Origin of the sequence: Leisingera sp. ANG-M1 (assembly GCF_000813745.1) — a bacterium.
Taxonomy (GTDB): Bacteria; Pseudomonadota; Alphaproteobacteria; order Rhodobacterales; family Rhodobacteraceae; genus Leisingera.
Genome location: NZ_JWLC01000064.1, coordinates 1 through 313 on the forward strand (window position 1 = coordinate 1; position 313 = coordinate 313).

The window sequence follows — 313 nt, forward strand, 5'->3', positions numbered from 1 at the left end:
GGGCGAGGCCCTGGCGCAGGAGCTGGGCGGGATCGGCCACACAGGCTCTAATTTGGAGCAAGCGGACCTGCAGGCGCTGGTGGACAAGGCAATGGACCGCTGGGGCCGCATTGACGTTCTGGTCAATTCCGCGGGCCATGGGCCCAAGGGCGACATCATGGAAATCAGCGATGATGACTGGCATCTGGGGATGGAGTTCTACCTGATGAATGTGATCCGCCCGGCGCGGCTGGTGGCGCCCATCATGGCGGCGCAGGGCAGAGGGTCGATCATCAATATCTCGACTTTCGCGGTGTTTGAGCCGGACCCGCTG

General features: G+C 63.3%; 1 protein-coding gene. It reads left to right on the forward strand.

All coding sequences use genetic code 11. The features are described 5' to 3' along the window. Window positions 1-313: SDR family NAD(P)-dependent oxidoreductase (locus RA19_RS25300; RefSeq protein ID WP_039168681.1), on the forward strand; the 313-nt coding region annotated here is incomplete at both ends.